Source organism: Streptomyces katrae (assembly GCF_000966975.1).
GTDB lineage: Bacteria > Actinomycetota > Actinomycetes > Streptomycetales > Streptomycetaceae > Streptomyces > Streptomyces katrae.
Genome location: NZ_JZWV01000258.1, coordinates 1 through 328, shown reverse-complemented (window position 1 = coordinate 328; position 328 = coordinate 1). Strand labels below are relative to the sequence as shown.

General features: G+C 70.1%; 1 protein-coding gene. It reads right to left on the bottom strand.

What is annotated here, in order from left to right:
- Nucleotides 1-57 precede the first annotated feature (57 nt).
- Entirely contained in the window at nt 58-198 is a 141-nt protein-coding gene (locus VR44_RS44930; RefSeq protein WP_157880268.1) for a hypothetical protein, read from the bottom strand.
- Nucleotides 199-328 lie beyond the last annotated feature (130 nt).

The following is a 328-nucleotide window of genomic DNA, read 5'->3' as shown; positions in this document are numbered from 1 at the left end:
TCTTGCGGCGATCGGCTGCCCGTCGGCAGAGCTGCCGGCCCACCGTTGCGGCTTGGCTCAGGGCTCCAGTTCGAGGGCGAGGCCGACCTTGTGGCCTCCTGTCCTGGTCGCGGGGGCGGCCAGTGCGGGGCTCTCTGCAACCGAGGGGGTTTCCTGCTCGGTGGGTTCAGGGGTCGTGGGCGTGTTCTCCGCGGCCATGGTGGCTTCCTCTCGGTGGAGTCGGTGATCACGCAGCATAGGACAGCCGTCGGCCGCTGGAGTCGCTTTCGGCAAGACTTCGCCCCTTGTAACCACCCCGGGCGCGCGACCCGCAAGCGCTGGACGGGGC

What these genes read in the sequence shown, in the direction of transcription:
- VR44_RS44930 (WP_157880268.1), bottom strand. Translation starts at nt 198, where the DNA reads ATGGCCGCGGAGAACACGCCCACGACCCCTGAACCCACCGAGCAGGAA.